Here is a 14,827-nt window from a genome sequence, read left to right on the forward strand (position 1 = left end):
AAAATTATGAATTTTTTTAAGAAAAATGAGACTAAATATGCTGCATGGGAATAATCAACTTTTAGACGCCAGGGTAATATAATTAGCTTGGACCTGTTCTTGAGTTAATTTGGGCCCTGAATACCCTTTTAGGTTTAAGGTGACGTTTTTAGGGATCAGTTCGGGATTCTCCTGAAAAAATTTTTGGAGACCTTCCACAATATCTTTTCGGTCGTCGTAAAAATTAAATTCAATCTCATCCTTAGGATTTTGCATTGCTGCAAGTCGCATTTGGGCAAATATTAAGGAGACTTTACTTTCATCATCTAATGGCTCTGAAAAACCATCTTTAGTAAATTGTTCTGCTTCTACGCCATCCTTATAACTTCCATTTTTGTTTAAATATTCCTTCTTTAGAAATTCTTGATACGTTTTCCCTATCTCTACTTCAGCAGCCTCTAAATCAGGAAGAAGAAAAGGACTGAATGTTGTTGTTTCACCCATTTTTTCAGCAAGCGCTTCCATTCTGGGAAAAACAGATCCAGGGGGAGGTATCTTTTTTCTCGAATTCTTTAAATCGATGTAAGGGTCTTGGCGATTAGAGCCTACCAAAAGAACCGTTTGCTCTCCCTGTTCAAGTGATTCTATAAATTCACGATTTACATCCAGATGAATCTTATTGACCTCCTCATTTGATTTTTTGGTAGTCCAGTCAGGCCCAAGAGCATGGTCTGTGGCTTCATTACTAAAACATCCATCAAAATCAAACGAATGATAAACTATCTTTGCCATCATGAACTCCCCAAATCAACGGAACTGATACCTCAGAATTCCATACGAAATCATATATGTTGATTATAGCACTTAAGCAGCCTATAGCCCTTGGGATGCTTATTGATCAGTTATAGAATAATACCGGTGGAAAACAGACTAAATATAGGTAGAGTTATAGATAACCCGATGACATAACGAAAATTAAAGACAATTGCTATGTGATTTGATACAACAATATCAATGAATCAAATTAAAGGTCTAAATAAATGGGGAAAATAAATATTCTTTTGCTTTGTTTTACCTTATTTTTTCAGTTACAACCAACTTATGGGCAGATAAACGAAATGCAACATTCTGCATCCAAAACACAACAAATAATTAGCTATAAAGAAAGTAATTTTATTCTACCGAAGTATCAGTTTAAAAATGGTCAAACATTAAATAATCTCCGCATCCATTATCTTACCGCGGGCACACCGCAAAAAAACAGTCACGGTGAAATAACCAATGCGGTTTTATTTTTGCATTGGACCGGTGGTAGTGGGAGTGAACTGTTTGCGCGTTTTAAACACGCATTATTAGCCCCAGGCAAACCTTTTGATGCCAATAATTACTTTTTAATTTTTCCAGACAATATTGGCCAAGGGCAATCCAGTAAGCCGAGTGACGGCCTACGTATGCAATTCCCAAATTATAACTATCAGGACATGGTTGAATTGCAGCATCAGTTAATCGCTAAGCATTTAAAAATTTCCCATTTAAAAATGATTGTTGGCACCTCTATGGGCGGCATGCACAGCTGGATGTGGAGTGAGTTATATCCTGAATTTATGGATGGGATTATGCCTATTGTGTGCCTCCCGCGAATCGTTGATGGACGAAATTTGCTCTGGCGACAAATCGTGATTAACAGTATAAAAAATGACCCATCCTGGCAAGATGGAAATTATACATCGCCTCCTTATGGAGTTAAGGCTATTTGGCCATTAGCGGCGATGATGGTCGATGGGGTACCCCATATGCAACATATTATTTCTAATGCAAACGATGCGACTGATTACATCCATACTGCTATGATGGAGGGCTCAAAAAAAGACGCAAACGATATCATTTATATCATGTCAGCCTCTAGAGACTATAATCCAGAACCGTTGTTATCGACGATCAAAACAAAAGTATTTGCTCTCGATTTCACCGATGATGCTTTAGATTCGCCTGAATTTTATCGTATGCCTGCTTTAATGAAACAAGTAAAACAGGGCCGATGGGTTTTACAAAAAGGGACCCCGTCGTCACATGGGCATTTTACGTTACTGTACCCCGAGTTATGGGTTAAGCAGGCAAAACGTTTTGTCGCATGGGTTAACCAAAATTAGACATTCATTTGGATGTGAAACAGCATGAGTTATTTTCTCATGCTGTTTCCTTATTAAGGCTCAGAGTTTACTTGCACTCTGGATACTTGAATGAGGCAATCTGAGTACTCCAGTTATCACTCCCCGACTCCTGAAGAAACTCGTTGGTATACCAAAACGTGCAATCATCACTTGGGTCAATGGCCATACTGCTGTAATCACCCCAACGGTTGGTCTTACCTGCTTCAGACGGCAATTGATGCCCCCCTCCGTTCATAATGATATTTTCACCACGCATCATGTCACGCGGGTCATAATGTTTGCGTCCAGTATAATGAATCGATGGGAACAGTGCAGGGCCAGAAACACTAAAGCCTAAAGCCATATTTCCCTGTTTATCCATCGCGATGCTACCCATCCATCGGCCATTACCGTCGTGTTGCGTGTATGTACCTTGCTGATGAACAATTAAGTTACCTCTATGATTTACTCTGAGTTCATACCAACGAGTACCCGCAATTTGATTTTCAGCTTGAACGACATGATTAAAAACTAAGGATTGATGACTTCCAAAATTACGATAAGCCAGTCGATACATCGGCCTATCGGAGATCACGTCAAGCTTCGCATTCGTTCCTTGTTGCACCGCGCAATCACCTTCTGCATTATCAGGAGTTTTATTGCATATCGTTGGATTGAACGCTCTCACTCTCAGTGCGGTAGGTCCATCAAATCGACTGTTATTGGGGTTTTGCCAATCCACATGGAACTTCCAAACCGCGAGGTGGTTACGATCGGTAACCCCGTTTGCATCTTGATGAAGCCCGACAAAATAGTTTGGCTCGCCTACATGAGGAGGCGTTTTACCATCAAGATCCGAAGGTAAGAAGAAACCAGCCTCTGGTTGTGGTTGGAAACATTGCATTGTTGCTGAAGCGCCAGCCAACATGCTGGTACGATCGAAAGCGCACGCAGCAGGACCAGACTGAGTTGGTATCGCGGGGGCAAATTCTTCATCATCAAGCGGCTCTTTGGGGAACATGGCGAACATCATATAATAAGCATCTGGCCAAACGCCCAACTTTCCATAATCATTAAAGTTAGTGCCAAAATCAAATGAATAGCGATTGTATGGCCCAGTAGCATCCGGTGTAGTAGAAACAGCAATGCATTGGGTCTGATGTTGTTTGTCATCAATAGCAAATTGGGTCATCACCCAACGGTTCGCGAGTTGGTCATATTTAACAATAGGATCGCCGCTATTTTGATTTTGACATGGCCCCCCAAAACCCGCCCATAATGCGTTCCCTGGTGTTGGCCCCATAATAAGATTTCCAGTCGCTTTATCAAAAACAGCGAAACTGGTATTAACCCACTGGACAATTTGGATCAATCCAACTGATGCATTAGGATCTGGAGGAGAAATTGAAACGTTAAAGTTCGGGAAACCAGCCCCAAGGCCTAAAAAACTAAGACCAGGGGTTGCCACTAAAGGCAATGTAGTCTTGGGTTGAATCGCCTCATCTATGAAATTACCTGGTATCGGTTGCAGCTTTAGTGGCTTCTTATATAAAGGAACAACGTGACGTGATGGTTGAACCTTTTGTTGGACTGTCGAAGCCATACTTTTTAATGTTTCCGAAACATCATGTTTCACTTCCGGGATCACAAATTTTACTGGCTCAGCAGCTAGCAAACTTCCAGAAAGAAGACTACTTACAATCACTCCAAATGCAATGTTGAATTGTTTCACGATCTTTAAACTCCTGTAAAAAAATGTTTGCAATGACAACCTTGCTGAAATGTTGCGCTATCTCTCTGTTCAAGAGCATCCATTCCAACAGTGAAAAACATCCTATCACAACCAATAAATCATTTAAAATCAATGATTATAGTTAGCTCCACAATTGATTTTCATGTTGAGGATTACCTCTAATAGATTGAAAATGAAGTATTATCCTGTTCTAATGCTTCTAATCAGCCCCCTAAGAAACAACTGTTGAAACTCAATAATTACTATTTATAGAGACTCTGCATTTGATGGATAAATTCATTTCAAAATCAATAAGCAGGACTATTTCATAGAAGGACAAAAATTATGTTAGCAAGGAGCATTTTTTTTAGCTTAATCACTCTGTCTTCTCTCGCCAGCGCCGGCACTATGGACTCAATACCATCATCCCAAGGCGTTCATCCAGTCATTACTGTCTTTGGTGGTGTTGCTGGCCTTGATGTGAATAACTCGACACAATCCTTTAGCGGAACCGATGATGATCTGTTCGTTTATTACAGCAAAAAGCATAATCGGACCACTGGTTTCGTAGGGGCATTTCTTGGCACTGAATATCAACTTCCCCGCCCTGGAATTTTTCTGCAAGCGGGTGTTGAATACGACTACTTCGGCAATGTGCGTACTAAGGGGCTAAATGCAGTGGGTATCGAACCAGATACCAGTACGTTTTACGACTACTCTTGGCGTGTTCAAACACAACAAGTTCTTGCTGTAGCAAAACTATTTGCTACCACAGAGCTGACTCTAGGAGCGCCTCATCAGTTTTTCCCTTACCTTTCTGTTGGCTTAGGAGCTGCATTTAATAACGCCAATGAATTTAGCGCCACAACCGAAGAAACAGGCAGCATCAATGTCACACCTACTTTTGATGATCACTCCCAATCATCCTTTTCTTATACGCTTGGTATTGGGGTTGATACACCAATCAACCAACAGATGCGCTTTGGTTTGGGGTATCGTTTCTCCGATTTCGGTAAGGCCTCTCTTGATGAAGGACAAGTGGTGGTCAATCAATACAAAGCCCCGGTATCTTTTGCATTAAGTACATCGCACATTTATGCCAATCAATTCATTGTAGAGCTGACTTACGTGGCCTAATTTACCTAATGACTCATGAAACAGAGGACGTTTTTTATGAACAAGAAATACTATCTTAAGCAATTATCGCTTGCTTTAACACTATGCTGTGCCCTTCCTGTATCACCTGCTTATGCTGCAGCAAATTTTAGCATCACGCCCACGATCGGGCCTGTATTCCCAAGTTCTATCAACCCTGGTGAGATGGTTTTTGCCTATTACACCATTACCAATAAGACCTCATCGACGCGTGCAGGCTATATGATACAAGGACTGCCTGCCTCTGTGACCCAAGTCACAAATTCGACAAACCCAACTTATTGCCAAAATCAAATTACCTTGATCGCTGGTGGCAGCTGTATTTTGCTACTCCAGATCTCAAAACCCGTGAAATCTTCTTTCGCTTTATGTAAAGGAAATAGCTGTACTACCGCTGCTACCGATTTGAATGTAAAACAATCGACCGCTCAAGCCCCTGAGTTGGCTGGGGGGCAATACTCCGATGGTTCTACCTTTTACCCCTTATTAGCCGACAGCCAAAATGGCGGAACCACCTGGATTTACCCCATCGAGAAGAGCAAGCCTTTACCTTCAGGGTTTACTGATTTAGGTACTTTTAACAGTGTGAGCTGCTCGGGATTAAACTGTGTCGCAGGAGGACAATATAACGCTACACCATCTTTCCAATACCCCTTATTAGCCAACAGCCAAAATGGTGGGGCCACTTGGACTTATGCGATTGACCAGAGCAAAACCTTGCCTCCGGGGTATAACAATAATGGTGATTTTGAAACTGTAAGCTGCTCGGGATTAAATTGTATTGCAGGGGGGCGATATTTCGACGGGTCTATCTTTTACCCCTTATTAGCCAACAGCCAAAATGGGGGGCTTAGCTGGACTTATGCAATTGATAAAAGCTCATCCCTGCCTTCGGGGTTTGCTGATTCCGGCAATTTTAGTAGTCTGAGCTGCTCGGGATTAAATTGTGTCGCAGGGGGGCAATATTCCGACGCATCTATTCCTTTTATCCAATACCCCTTATTAGCCAACAGCCAAAATGGCGGAGCCACTTGGACTTACGTGATTGATAAGAGCAAAACTTTGCCTGCAGGGTTTACTAATTTTGGTAATTTTAGCGGTGTAAGTTGCTCTGGATTAAACTGTGTTGCAGGAGGATTTTATGCCGACAACTTTACCCAATACCCCATATTAGCTAATAGTCAGAATGGTGGAGTCACTTGGACTTTTGTGATTGATAAGAGCAAGGCCTTACCTTCGGGGTATGCTAATTCCGGTATTTTTTACAGTACAAGTTGTTCAGGATTAAACTGTGTCGCAGCGGGACAATATTCTGATGGCTCTACCTCTTACCCCTTATTAGCCAACAGCCAAAATGGCGGAGCTGCATGGACTTATGCGATTGATAAGAGCAAAACTTTACCTTCAGGGTTTGCTACTTTTGGCGTTTTTTACAGTGTGAGTTGCTCTGGATTACATTGTGTCGCTGGGGGGCAATATTCCGACGGTTCTATCTTTTACCCCTTATTAGCCTACAGCCAAAATGGCGGGGCCACCTGGACTTACGTGATTGATAAGAGCAAGACTTTGCCTTCAGGGTTTGCTACTTTTGGTATTTTTTCCAGTGCTAGCTGCTCTGGATTAAATTGTATCGCTGGAGGGACATATTCCAATGGTTCTACTCAATATCCCTTATTAGCCATTAGCCAAGATGGCGGAGTTACCTGGATTTACTCAATTGATAAGAGCAAAACCTTGCCTTTTGATTTTAATAATGGCGGGTTTATTAATAGTGTTGTAGTTTCCTCATTACTCCCTGAATCACTTGCATTGATTTACGGGTACCCAAACATCGCCCAATGAAAATACAACATCAAACTCAATGTTAGAACATGCAGCAGGCAATCCTGCTGTATGTCAGAACAATAAAAAACAATTGATCCTCGCCTACAAGGGATGAAAAATTTATTTGTGATAGTAAAATGAAACACTAAACTTAGATGACGGCGATGAGTTAACAAGGAGAGTCGACATGCCTGTAACACGTATTGAAAAAGACAGTATGGGGGAAATTGCAGTCGAGGCAGACAAGTTATGGGGAGCTCAAACACAGCGTTCGCTGCAACATTTTAGTATTGGTCATGATTTAATTCCTCGAGAAATGATTACTGCATACGCCATTTTGAAAAAAGCAGCAGCAATGGCCAATCATGCAAGTGCTCGTTTAGATGCAAAACAAAAACAATTAATTGTGCAGGTCTGCGATGAGATTTTGTCAGGCCAACATCACGATATGTTTCCATTACATGTTTGGATGACGGGAAGTGGCACTCAATTTAATATGAATGTCAATGAAGTCATTGCCAATCGTTGCAGTCAGATTGCTGGGACATCACTAGGTAGTAAAACACCGGTTCATCCGAATGATCATGTGAATATGGCTCAATCTTCTAATGATTCTTTTCCCTCGGCAATGTATATTGCTTCTGCCACCCAAGTGAAACAACGACTGATTCCTGCCCTACAGGCATTATCTAAAGCGATGCAGATTAAGGCTAAAGACTGGAAAGACATTGTCAAAATTGGGCGCACTCACATGCAAGATGCAACTCCTTTGACGCTTGGTCAGGAATGGTCTGGGTATGTAGGTATGCTTACCGATAATCTGAGCCATCTCGAGTCTGCACTATCCAGTGTTTATCATTTGGCCTTGGGTGGAACAGCGGTTGGTACAGGATTAAATTCTGCACCGGATTTTGCAGAAAAAGTGGCAGAGGCCATTGCGAAACTCACGGGCTTACCTTTTATAAGTGCTCCCAATAAATTTACAGTCCAAGGTGCACATGATGCGCTCGTACAATTATCAGGTACCTTACGTACCCTTGCTGTTTCTTTATATAAGATCGCCAATGACATTCGCATCCTTTCTTGTGGTCCACGTGCAGGATTCGCTGAACTTAAGATTCCTGCCAATGAGCCCGGATCCTCCATCATGCCAGGCAAAGTCAACCCCACACAATGTGAAGCACTGACCATGATTTGCGTGCAAGTCATGGCAAATGATGTGGCTGTTGGTTTTGGAGGGGCAGGAGGATATCTGGAAATGAACGTCTATAAGCCACTCATCATTCACAATCTGATGCAATCCGTTACCTTACTCACAGATGGTATGACGAATTTTCGCCAATTCTTAGTCGAAGGAACTGAGCCCAATTTGCAACAAATTCAGACGTTTGTAGATCGTTCCCTGATGCTGGTTACCGCATTGTCTCCTGTGATTGGCTATGATAAAGCCTCAGCCATTGCACACCATGCAATGGATCATGATCTTTCTTTGAAAGAAGCAGCCTTGCAATTAAAGTATATTAGTGAAGCTGAATTTGATCGTATCGTTGATCCGAAGAAAATGGTGGAACCCTATGTCTCAAAAAAATGACCAATCAGAGGGTGTACCATCACTCACTATTGCAAAACAGGCTGAGGTTATTTTGGCATTTGCTAAGGCATTGTTTGTTAATGGACAAACAACAACACAAGTAATTCGTGAAGCGCAAAAAATAGCGCATGCATTGAGCCTGAACATCTTGCTCGGAGTCCGATGGGGTGAATTATGGTTACATGTTACTGATCCCAGTGGAGCGCAATTTGAATGCATCGCCGTCACAGAACCAAGTAGTGTTCACATGGGTAAAGTCATTGCAACACGGCAAACTTTAGATGCCTTTTATCAAGGAACACTCACGTTAGAACAGGCTTATGAAAAGCTTTTACGAATTAGTAGTCAGCCCCCCTCTAAAACGTGGTTATTTACTTTAGCAGCAGCCATGGGTGCTGTGGCATTAGGTGTGATTTTTGGCCTCAATGAATGGCCGGCCGCTTGCTTGATCTTTTTAAGTGCCGCTTTAGGTGGAGTAGCTCGACGTTATTTGGTAACAATTACGCCCAATTTGTTTGTTCAGCCTTTGGTCGCTGCAGGAATCGCAGGGATCGTCGGTGCGATTGCGGTGCAGTATTATCAATTAAGTTCTTCATTGCGTCTCGTCGCTTTATGTCCTTGTATGGTATTAGTCCCTGGCCCACACTTCCTCAATAGCGCTTTAGATTTTATTCATGGTCGTTTGCACCTTGGACTAGCGCGTTTGACTTTAGCCGGCTTAATCTGTGTGAGTATTTCTCTAGGAGTATTGCTTGGGATGTCGTTGCTAGGAGTGAGCTTACCTGTTGAGCCAATTTCTTACCGGATAGTTCCCCTGTGGCAAGATATGATCTCAGCTGGGATTGCAATCATAGCGTATAGTATCTTTTTCTCAACTCCTTTGAAGTTAATCGTCTGGCCAATGATAATTGGTGTACTTGCACATATGTTGCGATGGCAAGCTTTAGTCAGCTTTGGTGCAAGTATCGCGACAGCCTCCTTCTTAGCTTGTTTGTTAGTAGGCATTGTACTGACATTGGTTGCTTATAAACAACGGATGCCTTTCGCAGCGTTAGCCTTCGCTGCTGTTGTTTCTATGGTTCCAGGTGTCTATTTATTTCGGATGACCAGTGGAATGGTTGCGTTAACTAATAGCCAGCATATTACTTTTACGTTACTCAGTCAGACGATTTACGATGGTTTAAATGCTCTAGTCATTACGATTGCCATCAGCATAGGATTACTTGGTCCAAAGGTAATTTTAGATAAGATGGCAACAAAACACCCTAAATGGCTGCAAGCAAACTTGTAGCTCAGTGCTGGATAAGCCAGCTTCTAATTTTAGGTTGATGTTCTCCAAAAATCCTGCATGTACTTTAATCGCCTCTTCTTCAAAATAAGTAAATAGGGACGGACCGTCCCCTACCAAATGAATGGTATAAGCCGAGTTGTGACTTTTTTTTGATACTCTGTATATCCGGGTAAATCTCGCACAAGTAATTTTTCCTCGTTCAGGATACGGGCAACTAGAAGTAATAGGAAGACAGGTATCAAAAGCAGTGTCCACCACGATCCGAGCGCAAGCGGTGTGCCGATGAAAAGAAGTATGGCGCCAAGGTACATTGGATGACGGACAACCCCATATAGGCCAGTCGAAATCACTTTCTGTCCCTCTTCAACGCGAATATTGGCCGCAGCATAAGTATTCACTTTCGAAACAAGATAGAAAATGTAGAATGAGATAGCAACGAGCACATCACCGATGATCGAGGCATACCACGGTACTAACGACCAGCCAAAGCGTACATCGAGTGGCGACAAGACAACAAGCAAGATACACATTATATAGAGAAAAAAGATAATGATTTTCTGGGCTGGTTCCTTTTCATATGATATGCCTACTTCGGTACGACGCTTAAGCAGCGCTGGATCATGTTTTGCTAAGTACACGCTGTATGCAGCAGAGGCAATAATAAACACCACCATATAAACCCAACCTTGCCAGTAGTTTAGGGTGCCTACGGGGATAAAAAGGAGCGCGAATAGAATAAGCGTCCCTGAAACTGAGGATCGAATCAGTTGTTTATAGAGAGAGTCCATATCTCCTCCTTTTTTTGGAGGTTATCATTTAAGTCCTAGAAATTGGATTCATCTTACATTTGAGGGTTATTTTAAACAACCATCAGCATGATACTTACAAGAATAGCTCAAAGTTTCGATTGGCATTCCATCCAGAGCATTTTACTGTCACTTATTCCCTGTTTATTTCCGCACTAGTAGGCTATAGGCCGTGTCCTATGTACTTAATCCAATTCAATAAAATCTGATGGTTCTCTGTCAATAAATCGTTTGATTAATTGTTGCCAAAAAGGACGATACAAAATATTAAATAAAGGATGTGAATCCTCAACAGGAAAACAAGGTCCATGATTCGCTTCAAGTAACCAAAGCTTATTACCTTCTTCTTCAACCATAAAATCAAAACCAAAGCATGCAATTCGAGGCTGACTGTCTTGCCAAATCGTGGCAAATTGATTTTCCAATGTCTTTACTACACGCCTGCAGATAGAAATAATACTCATCTTATACGGCTGGAAAATCGCTATTTCATCACTTAAGCGTTGAACTACATTAAGCCGTTCGTCACTAAGATGTTCATTCGTAAGATGAGTTTCAAGAAGATTGAAATTATCTTCTTGATAAGGTTTTAAGGCAATATTCAAATAACCACTTGGAAAAAGTGCTGAGCCTGCGTGTGTCGATAACACCAACAATACTCGAATAGAAAATTTATGGCCCAAAGTGGGCCCTTGAATAAGTTGTGGCTTAACAATATAACGTTGCAAAACTTGGGGACCTCCCATGCGCTGAGGGGAAAGAAAGTGTGCCTCAATAGCGTTTAAATCATGGAATAGATGAATATGTTGGCCATTATTTAACATGGATGGTTTTAATATCCAAGGCGTGTTGGCAGGCTGTGAGTTGCCTATATGCGACAAAACAGTAGGCCAAACCTGATCGTCGATATAATAGGTCTCCGGCATCAAATATTCGAGGTGATTTGCTTGTAAAAAAGCCGCCAGAAGATGTTTATACTCCAAGGTTTGGCTAATCAGCGGAGAAAACTGAAGCCATTCTTCATTCACTGACGCCAGCACCGAAAACTTGCTCGGCTTCCATCCTGCAGCCATCAAAAAACGAGTTAAATTAGCATGAGTTGGCGATTTGTCTGCTATTAAATGAAATGTTCTCATAATTTTTGATATTTCTGTATTTCATATATTTCATAAACAAGTATAGCCCTCCTTAGATGTATTCGTGATATATAACCGAGGAAAAGGCCATCATTTTCAGACCACTCTGGAAATTAATTAAGCATTTATTCCTAACTATCCTATACTTTAATTATGTACATAACATAAGGATGTCGTTATGCCTAGAATCCAACCCGGGAATATAATTGGACCCAACAACGCAGGAAAAATGATTCTGCGTGGATGTTTTATGAATGTTTCAGAGGAGTGGATAACAAGATCCTCTCGAGAAGTAGGCGGATTGCTTACACGATACCTTAATAATCGACAACAAGAGGCTACTCCCATTTCGCTGAAGTTTGGGGAAAGTATTCCTGTTGGGCGTGAACATGGACCGCATAGATTAGATGTAGAATTTATGGCAAATGTTACTTACCAATTAAGAAAGTTTGAAAAAAGCGGTAATGACCTTCTACAAGCTAGCTCAGAAGATATTTATGATCAAGTAGGCGATCAAGTTGTTCTACTGCGGCAATCAATCCAAAATTATGAGGAAGAATGCGCAAGAGAAGGTATTGAGCCCATGTTTACTGGAGTCCCATCCGTAATCATTGAAAATGTTCTTAACCGGAAGCCAGCTACCCACGCTCAAAGCTTGCTGTGGGAGCCAGTCGTAGCCGCTCAAGACCCCCAAGCCGCTCCGCAAAATTTATTTGAGGGACTAACGATTCGTGTAAGTCCAACCTCAAAATAAGCAAGCGTAGGTGCTGTCATGATTAAGCAAGTGTCAATCCATCACTTGCTTAATCATAGTAGTTGATTTATTGATTTTTCATTATTTCTCTATGCCACAAGAACAATTGGCTTTAATTATGAACAAATAACACTATTAATGAACAAATGCTATTATTTTATTAAATGTATCGTAATTTAATTATTCAATACCTATGAAAGACACTGTAAGTTTTTTCTTTTTAGGCACCGACTGTCATCGCAGTAAGTATGAAGATGTATTGACTGCATTTCATCAGGCGGCAGCTTCGAGTGCTAAAGAAACTGGATCCAAGGTTGCAACACATCTGTTCGATGGCGTCGGTTCAGAGCCAAATCCAACGTGTAAAGATCATCCAACTCCTGGGCGATACGTTTATGATGCCGTTAAAAAAATAAAAGTTAAAACCACGAATGAAATACTTTCGGGTATAAAAGACCTTATGAAGTTGGTCACCGGTCGCTTGATGGGCGATGGGATGGATGATTTATTGTTTGAAGCAATTTTGTATCTCCAACAACTTATCGCCGAAAATGGTGGAGATATGCCTAAAACTGTCAATTTGCACGGTTATAGCCGAGGCGCTGATACCTGTGTGAGGCTGGCTAATTTACTGGATAATTTATACCCTGATGTCAAAGTGAATTTATTTTTGGTTGACCATGTACCAGGTGCCGGGCGAGCTGATGATCCAAATTCTTACATTATTCCTAAAAATGTACAAAGGCTCGACGCAGCAGTAATGTTGCATGAATACAAACCTGGTTTTGATCCTCAAGATAGAAACAGGTATGTTTTCGCTAGCCCTCATACGACAAAGGTCGCTATAAAGGTGTATCCAGGTTGGCATGGTAAAGCAGTGCTCTTGACTCCTGAGGAGAGAACGAATCATGTGCCGAAATTATTACATGATGACTTATATCGCTTTTCCCAGGAAACAGGTAGTTTGGCTATGACCGCCCCCGTTCCACCCTATAAAGTTGTCATGAATGATAACTGGACAGACTTCAAAGAGAGGGAAGCCAAGGTTTTAACAGCGGAGGAACGTTTTAAATATTACAATGAGATGCGGGATTGCTGGTGGCTTTACTCGAAAGGTACTGCCCTCAACACTCGCAAAGTTCTAAAAAACCATATGCTTTATAGCCAGGATCATCGTTTATTTGTAAATCAGGAACATGGAGAATTGTTTCAGGGACTGTACCCTAATCTATATCAGTGGTTTTATGAGGGAAAGCCTGTTGTTGATGAAACGGAACTTCGTTCAGAATTAAAACGAATGAATCAGGACCATGGAGAGTTTTACAAAAAATTTTGTAAGATTAATAAGATTAGCGCTATTGGTCCTTTACCTTCACCACGAAAAGTAACACTCTATTTTCGTCGTCCATTGGGAGCTACTTTAGTCGATGATGAGCGTTCTTTTCTTGAGCAAGCAATAATCTCGGTAACTAATTATGAGAAGCATCTCAAAGAAACGAACTCAGAAGTCATCAAATTTGCTTTAGACTATCTACATCAATGGTTGAATAAAACAGCAAACAAGGATGACGAAAGTGCAACGCCAATTTTAAAGGAGAAAATTAGGGAAGTTATTCTATTTTTAAAGAATCACGATGAACAAAAATCTTATTTATACTGCCAGTTAAGAAAAGTTTGTCACTCGTTTGAATATATTGATCGGGTCAGTGATTTGCTTGCGGCTCACTTGGAAAATAATCGTACACTTCATCTTGAACAACGAGAATATATTGCACGTCTCAAAGAGGAACTGAATGCAATCAAAAATGATCGTGGCTTAAATTATATTGAAAAAATGAAAGCAGCTAAATCTAAAGTTAATAGCCTTTCATTGAATCTGCAAAATCAGAATCATAAGGAATTTACGTATAATTTATTTGCAAAAAGCTTTTTTATTACTGACAAATACACCCTTCCCACATTGTTAAAATCGCTCAATAAGTTAAATGCCCCAGGCTTTTCTGAAATAAGTCTAGCGAGTAATATTGCGAAGAAATTCGAAGCCTACTATTTGCGCAATATATTTTGGAATGCTGTTCATGGGCTCTTATCTCATATAATTAATCTCCCTCCATTTTTTTCATCAAAAAAATCCATTTTGGCACATCACATTTCTTCGGAATTAAGCGAGCTCAATGAAACTGGTCATGGGAATGATTTAGCGAGAATTTCAAAAATACTGGCCCAAGGACAAATGGACCTGCATGAAAACTACAAGAAAGAGCGAAGACAATCTTTAGGTGAGTTCGATAAAATTATGATTCAAGCACATGGTCAGCTTAATCTGGAGGTAAATGCTTTTCCTTTTACAGATGTTAACCCTGAAATCCATCAAAATCTATAAGATGTTGTTCCTATTTCAATGTTTCG

General features: G+C 41.0%; 11 protein-coding genes. 7 read left to right on the forward strand and 4 right to left on the reverse strand.

The genetic code is table 11. The features are described 5' to 3' along the window. Nucleotides 1–54: 54 nt before the first annotated feature. On the reverse strand, nucleotides 55–774 hold the full coding sequence (locus Lstg_RS07535) for a hypothetical protein (protein WP_058477057.1): 720 nt from the start codon (nucleotides 772–774) through the stop codon (nucleotides 55–57). A gap of 245 nt (nucleotides 775–1,019) precedes the next feature. On the opposite strand from Lstg_RS07535, the gene Lstg_RS07540 reads away from it, so the two are divergent. Next, on the forward strand, nucleotides 1,020–2,129 hold the full coding sequence (locus Lstg_RS07540) for an alpha/beta fold hydrolase (protein WP_058477058.1): 1,110 nt from the start codon (nucleotides 1,020–1,022) through the stop codon (nucleotides 2,127–2,129). Nucleotides 2,130–2,196: 67 nt separating this feature from the next. Here Lstg_RS07540 and Lstg_RS07545 read toward each other — a convergent pair whose 3' ends face one another. Beyond that, nucleotides 2,197–3,861: a hypothetical protein gene (locus tag Lstg_RS07545; protein ID WP_058477059.1), complete on the reverse strand. Its 1,665-nt coding sequence runs from the start codon at nucleotides 3,859–3,861 to the stop codon at nucleotides 2,197–2,199. Nucleotides 3,862–4,206: 345 nt separating this feature from the next. On the opposite strand from Lstg_RS07545, the gene Lstg_RS07550 reads away from it, so the two are divergent. The 4 genes from Lstg_RS07550 to Lstg_RS07565 all read left to right on the forward strand — a co-directional run bounded on the left by Lstg_RS07550 (nucleotide 4,207) and on the right by Lstg_RS07565 (nucleotide 9,722). After that, nucleotides 4,207–4,998, forward strand: coding sequence for an outer membrane protein (locus Lstg_RS07550; RefSeq protein WP_082650808.1), 792 nt, complete (start codon nucleotides 4,207–4,209; stop codon nucleotides 4,996–4,998). A gap of 36 nt (nucleotides 4,999–5,034) precedes the next feature. Continuing rightward, entirely contained in the window at nucleotides 5,035–6,858 is a 1,824-nt protein-coding gene (locus Lstg_RS07555; RefSeq protein ID WP_058477060.1) for a hypothetical protein, read from the forward strand. Nucleotides 6,859–7,027: 169 nt separating this feature from the next. Then, entirely contained in the window at nucleotides 7,028–8,431 is a 1,404-nt protein-coding gene (fumC, locus tag Lstg_RS07560) for a class II fumarate hydratase (RefSeq protein WP_058477061.1), read from the forward strand. Next, the gene (locus Lstg_RS07565; protein ID WP_058477062.1) at nucleotides 8,415–9,722 is read left to right on the forward strand and encodes a threonine/serine exporter family protein; all 1,308 of its coding nucleotides are present in this window, start codon (nucleotides 8,415–8,417) and stop codon (nucleotides 9,720–9,722) included. The genes fumC and Lstg_RS07565 overlap by 17 nt, the downstream gene beginning before the upstream one ends. A gap of 110 nt (nucleotides 9,723–9,832) precedes the next feature. On the opposite strand, the gene Lstg_RS07570 is transcribed toward Lstg_RS07565, so the two are convergent. Continuing rightward, the gene (locus Lstg_RS07570) at nucleotides 9,833–10,510 is read right to left on the reverse strand and encodes a methyltransferase family protein (protein WP_058477063.1); all 678 of its coding nucleotides are present in this window, start codon (nucleotides 10,508–10,510) and stop codon (nucleotides 9,833–9,835) included. 203 nt (nucleotides 10,511–10,713) lie between these two features. After that, nucleotides 10,714–11,664 carry an ATP-grasp domain-containing protein gene (locus tag Lstg_RS07575; RefSeq protein WP_058477064.1) on the reverse strand — a complete coding sequence of 317 codons (951 nt, stop codon included), beginning with the start codon at nucleotides 11,662–11,664 and terminating at the stop codon, nucleotides 10,714–10,716. A gap of 178 nt (nucleotides 11,665–11,842) precedes the next feature. Between Lstg_RS07575 and Lstg_RS07580 the strand changes: the two genes are divergently transcribed. Beyond that, a complete protein-coding gene (locus tag Lstg_RS07580) occupies nucleotides 11,843–12,418 on the forward strand; it encodes a hypothetical protein (protein ID WP_058477065.1) in 576 nt (191 codons plus the stop codon). A 193-nt stretch (nucleotides 12,419–12,611) separates the two neighbouring features. Further along, on the forward strand, nucleotides 12,612–14,801 hold the full coding sequence (locus Lstg_RS07585; protein WP_058477066.1) for a DUF5621 domain-containing protein: 2,190 nt from the start codon (nucleotides 12,612–12,614) through the stop codon (nucleotides 14,799–14,801). The last annotated feature ends 26 nt before the right edge of the window (nucleotides 14,802–14,827 follow it).

This window comes from Legionella steigerwaltii (genome assembly GCF_001468065.1).
Taxonomy (GTDB): Bacteria; Pseudomonadota; Gammaproteobacteria; order Legionellales; family Legionellaceae; genus Legionella; species Legionella steigerwaltii.

Bases quoted from the DNA above. Each gene is read 5' to 3' on its own strand.
- Lstg_RS07565 (WP_058477062.1), top strand. From the start codon at position 8,415: ATGTCTCAAAAAAATGACCAATCAGAGGGTGTACCATCACTCACTATT.
- Lstg_RS07535 (WP_058477057.1), bottom strand. From the start codon at position 774: ATGATGGCAAAGATAGTTTATCATTCGTTTGATTTTGATGGATGTTTT.
- Lstg_RS07570 (WP_058477063.1), bottom strand. From the start codon at position 10,510: ATGGACTCTCTCTATAAACAACTGATTCGATCCTCAGTTTCAGGGACG.
- Lstg_RS07580 (WP_058477065.1), top strand. From the start codon at position 11,843: ATGCCTAGAATCCAACCCGGGAATATAATTGGACCCAACAACGCAGGA.
- fumC (WP_058477061.1), top strand. From the start codon at position 7,028: ATGCCTGTAACACGTATTGAAAAAGACAGTATGGGGGAAATTGCAGTC.
- Lstg_RS07585 (WP_058477066.1), top strand. From the start codon at position 12,612: ATGAAAGACACTGTAAGTTTTTTCTTTTTAGGCACCGACTGTCATCGC.
- Lstg_RS07550 (WP_082650808.1), top strand. From the start codon at position 4,207: ATGTTAGCAAGGAGCATTTTTTTTAGCTTAATCACTCTGTCTTCTCTC.
- Lstg_RS07555 (WP_058477060.1), top strand. From the start codon at position 5,035: ATGAACAAGAAATACTATCTTAAGCAATTATCGCTTGCTTTAACACTA.
- Lstg_RS07540 (WP_058477058.1), top strand. From the start codon at position 1,020: ATGGGGAAAATAAATATTCTTTTGCTTTGTTTTACCTTATTTTTTCAG.
- Lstg_RS07575 (WP_058477064.1), bottom strand. From the start codon at position 11,664: ATGAGAACATTTCATTTAATAGCAGACAAATCGCCAACTCATGCTAAT.